Raw genomic sequence first — 8,261 nt, 5'->3', positions numbered from 1 at the left:
GTGGTACCCCCTCACCCCCGACCCCTCTCCCTATGGGAGAGGGGAGACGCACCCCGCCTTTCGTCGTCCCGCCCCTCATCGCCCGGCTCCCCTCAGCCGCCACACCGCCACCGACCGGTCCGCCGGGTCGAGCGCGATCGTGTGGTAGCGCCCGTGGAGCTGGAAGCGGTAGCCGAGCAGAAGGTCCTCGACGTCGAGGGTGCCGGTGTCGGGCAGGCCCCATTCCCACAGGGGGATCTCGTAGGTGCAGTCCTGCCGGTTGTGCGGGTCGAGGTTCACGAGGACGAAGACGCAGTTGTCGCGCTCAGGGGTGAACTTCGCGTAGGCCAGCACCTGCTCGTTGGACGTGGCGAGGAACGAGACGTTGCGGAAGTCCCAGAGCGCCGGGTTCTCGCGGCGGATGCGGTTCAGCTTGCGGATGTGGTCCTTGATGTTGCCGGGCCGGTCGTAGTCCCAGGCGGTGATCTGGTACTTCTCCGAGTCGAGATATTCCTCCTTGCCCGGCACCGGGCGGCCCTCGCACAGCTCGAAGCCGTTATAGATGCCGTAGACGGAGGAGAGGGTGGCGGCCAGCGTGCCGCGCACGATGTAGCCCGCGCGCCCGCTGGTCTGGAGATAGATGGGATTGATGTCGGGCGTGTTGGCGAAGAAGTTCGGGCGGTAGTACTCGCCCATCTCGCCCGCGAGCTCGGTCGCGTAGGCGGTCAGCTCCGCCTTCGTGTTGCGCCAGGTGAAGTAGGTGTAGGACTGCTGGAAGCCGATCTTGGCGAGCTTCTTCATCATCTTCGGCCGGGTGAAGGCCTCCGCGAGGAAGAGCACGTCGGGGTGCCGGTCGTTCACCTCGCGGATCATCCACTCCCAGAACGGGATCGGCTTGGTGTGCGGGTTGTCGACCCGGAAGATCTTCACGCCCTGATCGACCCAGAACAGGATCACGTCCCGCAGCTCGTACCAGAGCGAGGGGAGGGCGCCGCCGTAGAAGGACACGTTGACGATGTCCTCGTACTTCTTCGGCGGGTTCTCGGCGAACTTGATGGTGCCGTCGGGCCGCCAGTCGAACCACTCGGGATGCTCCTTGATCCACGGGTGGTCGGGGGCGCATTGGATCGCGAAGTCGAGGGCGATCTCGAGCCCGTGCTCGTGCGCCGCCGCGACGAGGCGCCGGAAGTCCTCGATCGTGCCGAGCTGCGGGTGCACGTCGTAGTGCCCGCCCTCGTCCGAGCCCACCGCGTAGACCGAGCCGACGTCGCCGGGCTCAGGGGTGAGCGTGTTGTTCTTGCCCTTGCGGTTCACCTTGCCGATGGGGTGGATCGGCGTGAAGTAGAGCACGTCGAAGCCGAGATCGCGCACGAAGGGCAGGCGCCCGATCACGTCATCGAAGGTGCCGTGCCGGTCCGGATCGCCGGACTGGGAGCGCGGGAACAGCTCGTACCAAGCGGAGAAGCGGGCGGCGAGACGGTCGGCGATCACCTCCAGCGTCACGGGATAGCGCGAGACGTTGAGGCGCTCGGCATGCGCATCCACGAGGTCGGCGTTGACCGCGTCGAGGAGCAGGTCGAGCTGCTCGGGCGCGCCCTCCTCGTGGCGCTTGAGGCGCTCCACGAGCTCGGCCAAGGGGCCGACATCCGGGTGCAGGTTGTGGGCCCGCTCCACGAGGGCGACGCCCTCGATGGTCTCCAGCCGCACGTTCTGGCCGGCCGCGATCTTCTTGCGGATCTCGCTGAGCCACGTCGCCCACGGGTCGCGCCAGGCCTCCACGGTGTAGCGGTGGCGGCCGATGCGCTCCAGCGGGAAGGTGCCGGCCCAGCGGTCGTTGTCGACGAAGCGCATGGGGGCGCGGTGCCAGTCGATCTCGCCGGGGCCCTGGTAGAGGATCGCCGCGGCGTATTTCTCGTGCCCGTCGGTGAAGACGTCGGCCTCGACGCGCAGCCGGTCGCCGACCACGCGCTTCACCGCCGTGCGGCCCCCGTCGAGCTCCGGGCTCACCGCCTCGATGATCACCCGGTTCTCGCCCGTGGGTGGCGCGGAATCGCCCGCGAAGGCCTCGGCCCGCAGGGCGGAGAGGATGCGCACGTCGCCGGGCTCAAGGACGATCGGCCCGTCCGACGAGAGGTCGAGCGCCGGCCGGTCGGGGGTGTGGTCCTCGAAGCGGCCGAAGAGCCCGCCGGTCTGGGCGAGGAGCCCCGCGCCATCGACGGAGACGGGCTCCGTGCCCGTGTTGGCGAGCACCAGGGCCGCATGCCGCGCCGAGCCCGGATGGCCCGCGTCGACCCGCGCCAGCGCCAGATAGGCGGCGCCGGGCGGCGAGACGCGCCATTGCGCGCCCTCGACGTTGAGGGCGGGGATCGCGGCCCGCGCGCGGTTCACGGCGGCGATGTAGCCCGAGATGTCGACGCCCGTGTCCTCGCGGTCGGCGGGCGTGGTCTCGACAACGTGCAGGTCGCGGCGATAGCCCCATTCGTAGCCGATGGGCATGAGGACGCCGGCCGAGAAGCAGGCGGCGAGCGCGTAGCGCTGGCGCAGCACCTCCGCGACCCGCTCGCCGGGCAGGCCGGCGGCGAGCCGCGCCATGTCGTGGTTTTCGGGGAAGGCGATGGAGGGCGCGATGGTGCGAAGCCGCTCGTACTGCTCCAAGGCCCAGGGCGCCTCGCCGTCCCACCAGGCAAAGGAGTTGAAGATGTAGTCGAAGCCCGCGCCTGCCGTGGCCTCGGTTTCCTGGAGCGAGCAGCCCAGCGTCTCGGCGAGGAAGACCGCGCCCGGGTCCCGATCGCGGGCCGCGCCGATGAGGCTGCGCCAGACGCGCGGCGGCACCTTGTAGGCGGCGTCGCACCGGAAGCCCTTGACCCCGAGCGCCTGGATGCCGGCCACGTAGCCGTCCCAATAGGCGGTGAGCTCCTGGCTCGCCGCCTCGTCGTGGTAGTCGAGCTCGCCGAGATCGTCCCACACGGTGCGGATCGTCGGGTCGTCCGGGTCGACGGCGTAGGGGCTGCGGATGGCGCCCATGGCGTCGCGGGTGAAGAGGTGAGGGCGCTCGGAGGCAAGCCGCGCGTCCTTCGCGGTGTGGTTCACCACGAGGTCGATCATCACCCGCAGGCCGTGCCCGGCGGCCGCCTTCACGAAACCCCGGATCTGCTCGTCGTCGCTCGCGCCGCCCGCATCGCGAAAGCGCGGGTCGAGGCGGAAGGGGTCGGCGACAGCATAGAGGCTGCGCGACGCGCCGGTCTGATGGAAGGGGTTGAGATAGACCCAGTCGAAGCCCATCGCGGCGATGCGCGGCAGCTCGGCGCGCCAGGCCGAGACGGGGCCGACCAGAAGGGGAAACAGGTTGTAGATGCGCGGGCCGCCGGCCGTCTCTCCGGCCTGCAGGGGGGCGGCGCCCGCGCCGATGCGCTCTTGCATGTTCATGGGGCTGTCCTCAGGACCGCAATGGGCAAGCCGCCGAAGAGTTCCGCGACGGCGCCGTTTTGAACCTCGCGGCCGGTGACCACGTCGCGCCAGCGGCCAGGGGGGAGGGCCACGGCCGTATCGCCCCATGCGTCGGGGCCGAGCGGCAGGCGCTCGTCGGGCATGAGGGCGCCGACGAGCCGCGGCACCACCACGACGAGGCGGTCTTCCCCGTGCTCCCGCACGAAGGCCGCGAGCCGGCGCGCCTGCGCGCCCCGCGCGGCGAGCGGCTTGTAGTCCCCGTCGGCGTAGAGGGCGGGGCGCTCGGCGCGGTCGGCGAGCAGGCGTGCCGTGAGGCGCTGCTTGATGCGCCCGTCCGTCCAGGCGGCGAGAAGCGCCTCGGCCGGCGTGTCGTCCGTGAGCGCGCGGGCGCGGGCCTCGAAGTCGACGGGGCGGCGGTTGTCGGGGTCGACGAGGGAGAGGTCCCACATCTCGGTGCCCTGATAGGTGTCGGGCACGCCGGGCAGGGTGAGCTTCAAGGCGGTGCGCGCCAGCGCGTTCACCATGCCGATGGCGGCGAGCCGGCGCGCCAGCGGGCGGAACGCCTCCAGGAAGCCGCCGTCGGGCCGCAGAAGCGCGGAAAGGAGCTCCGTCGCCGCGCCCTCATAGGCCTCGTTGCCGTGCACCCAGCTCGTGTGGCGCTTCGCCTCCCGCAGCGCCTTGAGGAGATAGCCCTCCAGGCGCTCCCGGAAGCCCTCGCGGTCGCCCCCGTCGCCGTCGAGGAGGTCGAGGGGCCAGGCGCCGAGCAGCGCCTGGAGCAGGAGGTAGCGGTCGTTGGCGTCGGGCGCGGCCTCGCCTCCCACCGCGCTGACGAGAGGGCGGCACAGGCGCTCGAAGCGCTCCACCGCGTCGCGCCAGGCGTCGGGCATCTCGGAGAGGGCGTAGAGGCGGGCGCGGGCGTCCTCGCCGCGCTTGGTGTCGTGCGTCGCGGTCGCGATCATGGCGTAGGGCCAGTCGCGGGCGCGCTCGGCATTGGCCTTGTGGAAGTCCGCGAGGCTCAGGCCGAAATGGCCCGGATCGCCGCCGACCTCGTTGAGGGGCACGAGCCGCACGAAGCGGTAGAACAGCGTGTCCTCCAGGCTTTTGGCCATCACCGGCCCGGTGAGCTGCTGGAAGCGGCGGCGGAAGCGGCGGATCCAGTCGGGGTTCGGGCGCCCCGGCCCCTCGGTCTCGACGTCGCCAAGCAGTGCCGCCGCCGCGAAGTCGTGCACCGTGCGGTCGGGCAGCGCGCTGTTGCGCTTGGCCCCCTCCACGGCGCCCTCGACGAGGGCCCGGTCCTCCGGCGCGATCGCGTCGTCGGTGATGTAGCTGCGATAGACGGGAAAGCGTGCGATGATCTCCACGAGCGCCCGGCGCATGGCGAAGACCGTGTAGTCGCGGGTGCGCCGGTCGGCGTCGGCGATGCGCTTCAGATCCGAGACCAGCACCTCCAGCTCGCTCGCGAAGCTCGTCTCCAGGATCTCGCTCTTCGCCGCGCGCAGAAGCGCCCCGTAGCCGCCCTCCATCCCCGTGGCGTCGCGATAGATGCGCTCGAAGACGCGCTCGCTGCCGCGGTCGACGAAGATGCCGTCGATCTGGTTGAGCACGTCGTAGCCCGTGGTGCCCGACAGGGGCCAGGGGCGCAGCGGCTCGCCGGGCTCCAGGATCTTCTCGGCCAGGATGTAGAAGCCCGGCCCGACCGCCGCCTGCAGCGCCCGCACGTAGCCCTCCGGGTCCGCGAGGCCGTCGATGTGGTCGATGCGAAGGCCTTGGATGCGGCCCTCCGCGACGAGGCGGAAGATCATGGCGTGCGTGCGCTCGAAAACCTCCGGGTCCTCGACGCGCAGGCCCGCGAGCGCGTTGATGTCGAAGAAGCGGCGATAGTTGATGTCGCTCGCCGCCACCCGCCAATGCGCCAGGCGGTAGGGCTGCATCTCCAGGATCCGGTGCAGGGTGCCGACGCTCTCAGGCACGCCCGCCACGCCGTTCACGAGGTCCACCGCCCGGCCGATCGCCTCGCCGAGCTCCCGCGAGCCCGCCACCGCGGCGGCGAGGCGGCGTTTCAGCTCGTCGGCTTCCGCCGGGAACGCGGCGCGGCGCTCCGGGTTCGTCTCGTCCCCCATGGTGCGCAGCCGCTCGCTGATCGCGAGCACCTCGCGCCCGGCCTCCAGGCCGCCGAGCACGGCGAGCGCCCGGTCGAGGATGATGGGATAGGCGAGCGGGTTCACGGGGAAGCAGTGCTCCCAGTGCCAGACGCTGAAGGAGCCCTCGGCCGGCTCGAACCTCAGCTTCAGCTCGCCCTTCTCCAGCGCCTCGCCGTAGCGGTCGCCGAGATTGGGCAGGACGAGCTTGCCGTGGGCGCCGAGCCTCTCCCAGTCGATGTCGAAGGCCTTGGCGAAGGGCGAGAGCGCCCCCCATTCGAGCGCCGAAAGCCACCAGCCGTTGTCGGCGCCGCCGACCCCCATGTGGTTGGGGACGATGTCGAGGATGAGCCCGAGGCCGTGCTCGCGCAGGGCGTCCGAGAGGCGCAGGAAGCCCTCCTCGCCGCCGAGCTCCGGGTTCACCGCCGAATGGTCGACGATGTCGTAGCCGTGGGTGGAGCCGGGGCGGGCGGTGTGGATCGGCGAGGAATAGACGTGGCTGATCCCGAGCCGCGCCAGATAGGGCACGATCCGAACCGCGTCGTCGAAGGTGAAATCCTTGTGGAACTGGAGGCGGTAGGTGGCGCGCGGCGGCGGGCTCGCGAGCGCCGCCGTCCGTGCCCGCATGCCGCGCCCCTCCGCCTGCATTGCGGCGGCAAGGCGCGCGAGGTCGCCGCCGGGTGCCGTCAACGTCTCGACGTCGGTGCCGAGCCGGCGGCGCCAGTTGGGATGGCCGGCGTCGAGGCCCGGCATGTTGGCCTGGTTCAGCTCTCCAGCCGCGTCCTCCAGCTGGATCCCGGCGAGCACGCACGGGGTGCGCGCGAGATAGCGCAACGCCGCCTCGAGCGGCGGGTCCTCCGGCGGCTCGGCTCCCGCGAGCAGGCCCTCCCGGGAGAGCGCCTCGGCGAGCTGGCGGCGCTCCTGACCCCTGTTGGCGCGCTCGCGCTCCGAGGTCTCTGGATCGAAGACGCCGAGCGTCTGGCGCAGGTCCACGTCGAGGGCGCGCCACCAGCCCCGGAAGGTGGGCAGGTCGTGGGTCGAGAGGACGGCGAGCGCCGAGCGCGGATAGGCGCCGGGCGGCTTGAACGCGCCGCCATGCTCGCGCTCGAAGGGCTGCACCCGGTAGCTCAGGATGCCCGACGCCATGATCGCGTCGGAGAAGCCCTCGGGCGCCGTGCCGAGGTCTTCCGCGATGACGAGGCAGCGGTGGCGGTGGCTCTCCAGCCGCAGCACGGCGAGCAGCGCCTCGAAGGGGTAGTCGACATAGGCGCCCTGCGACGCCTGCATGCCGGAGGGGATGAGGAAGAGGCGCTGGAGCTGGAAGGCGTGGTCGATGCGGATCGCGCCCGCGTGGCGCATGTTGGCCGCCACCATGGCCCGGAAGGCCGCGAGGCCCTGCGCTTCCAACGCCAGCGGGTCGAACGGCGGCAGGCCCCAGTTCTGGCCCTGCGGCCCCAAGGGGTCGGGCGGCGCGCCGACAGACAGAGAGGCCGCGAAGCGGTCGGGATGCGCCCAGACCTCGGATCCGGCGGAATCGGCGCCCACCGCGAGATCGCGATAGAGGCCGATGCGCATGCCCGCGCCCCGGGCCGCCTCCTGCGCGTCCGCGAGCTGGAGGTCGGCTTGCCATTGCAGCCAAGCGTGGAAGGCGACGAGGTCCGCCTGCTCGGCCTGGAAGCGGCGCACCTCGGGCGTGGTGCAGCCGCGATACTCGTCCGGCCAGTCGCCGATCCACCAGCGCCCTTGCCCGCGAAAATGTTCGGAAAGCGCCTCGAAGGTGGCGTGCGCCTGGAGCGCCGCGCCGCCCTCGCGCCGGAAGGCCTCGAAGGCCGCGCCGTCGCCCGAGCGCTGGAAGCGCCGCCAGAGCGCGTCGAGCAGCGGACGCTTCACGTCCCAGACGGCGGCATGGTCGACGAGGGGCGCGTCGCGCACGGCGGCGATCCGGTCGCCCATGTCGGCGGCAAGCCCCGCCGCCGCCTCCTCGTAGCCCTCGACGAGGCGGGGATCGATGAAGATCGTCTCCAGGAAGAGCCGGGAGGAGGGGGAATAGGGCGAGAACTTCGTGCGGTCGGAGGAGAACAGGGCATGGACCGGCGACAGGCCGAGGAAGTGGGCGCCGAGCGCGCCCGCGCCCCCCGCGGCGGTCGCCACCTCGCCATAGCCGCCGATGCCGAAATCGCTGCCTGAGCGCAGCCCGTAGACCTGGGCGGTGGCGCCCCACAGGCGCAGGTCCGCGTCCGCCCCAGGCAGGCCGAAGGCCTGGCGCGGCGCCGCGATGATCGTGGCATGCGCCGTCTCGCCGCCGCTCTCCACCCGCAGCCGGTGATAGCCCGCGGCGAGCGCCGGCAGCCTCAGGCGCTCGCCGCGATCCAGGATCTCGCGGCCCTCGCGCACGCCCCCGCCCTCTTCCGTGAGCCGCCAGGTGGCGGAGCCGCCCGGGCGGCGCAGGGTCAGCTCGGCGGGGCGCCCGGCCTCGACCGGGATGAGCGCCGGGACGAGAGCGGCCTTGAGGCGGGTCAGGCGCTCCAGGGTCGCCCGCGCGTCGGCCTCCGTGTCGACGGGCAGCCGCAGGCCCGCGAGGATCGCGCGCCGGGTCTCGGGGCTCGTCTCCACCTGCCGGCCGAACGCGTCGGCGAACGCCGAGCCGACGCCGACGAGGCCGGCGATCCGCTCCACGAGAGCGTCATGCTCGCTCAT

General features: G+C 72.0%; 2 protein-coding genes. Both read right to left on the bottom strand.

Annotated features, from left to right (window positions below; all coding sequences use genetic code 11):
* Window positions 1–75: 75 nt before the first annotated feature.
* Window positions 76–3,405 carry a maltotransferase domain-containing protein gene (locus tag F0L46_RS06035; protein ID WP_149816153.1) on the bottom strand — a complete coding sequence of 1,110 codons (3,330 nt, stop codon included), beginning with the start codon at window positions 3,403–3,405 and terminating at the stop codon, window positions 76–78.
* Window positions 3,402–8,261, bottom strand: coding sequence for a malto-oligosyltrehalose synthase (locus F0L46_RS06030; RefSeq protein WP_149816152.1), 4,860 nt, complete (start codon window positions 8,259–8,261; stop codon window positions 3,402–3,404). Before F0L46_RS06030 ends, F0L46_RS06035 begins: the two co-directional genes overlap by 4 nt.

Source organism: Salinarimonas soli, from assembly GCF_008386575.1.
Lineage (GTDB): Bacteria > Pseudomonadota > Alphaproteobacteria > Rhizobiales > Beijerinckiaceae > Salinarimonas_A > Salinarimonas_A soli.
This window is presented reverse-complemented; position numbering and strand designations above follow the sequence as displayed.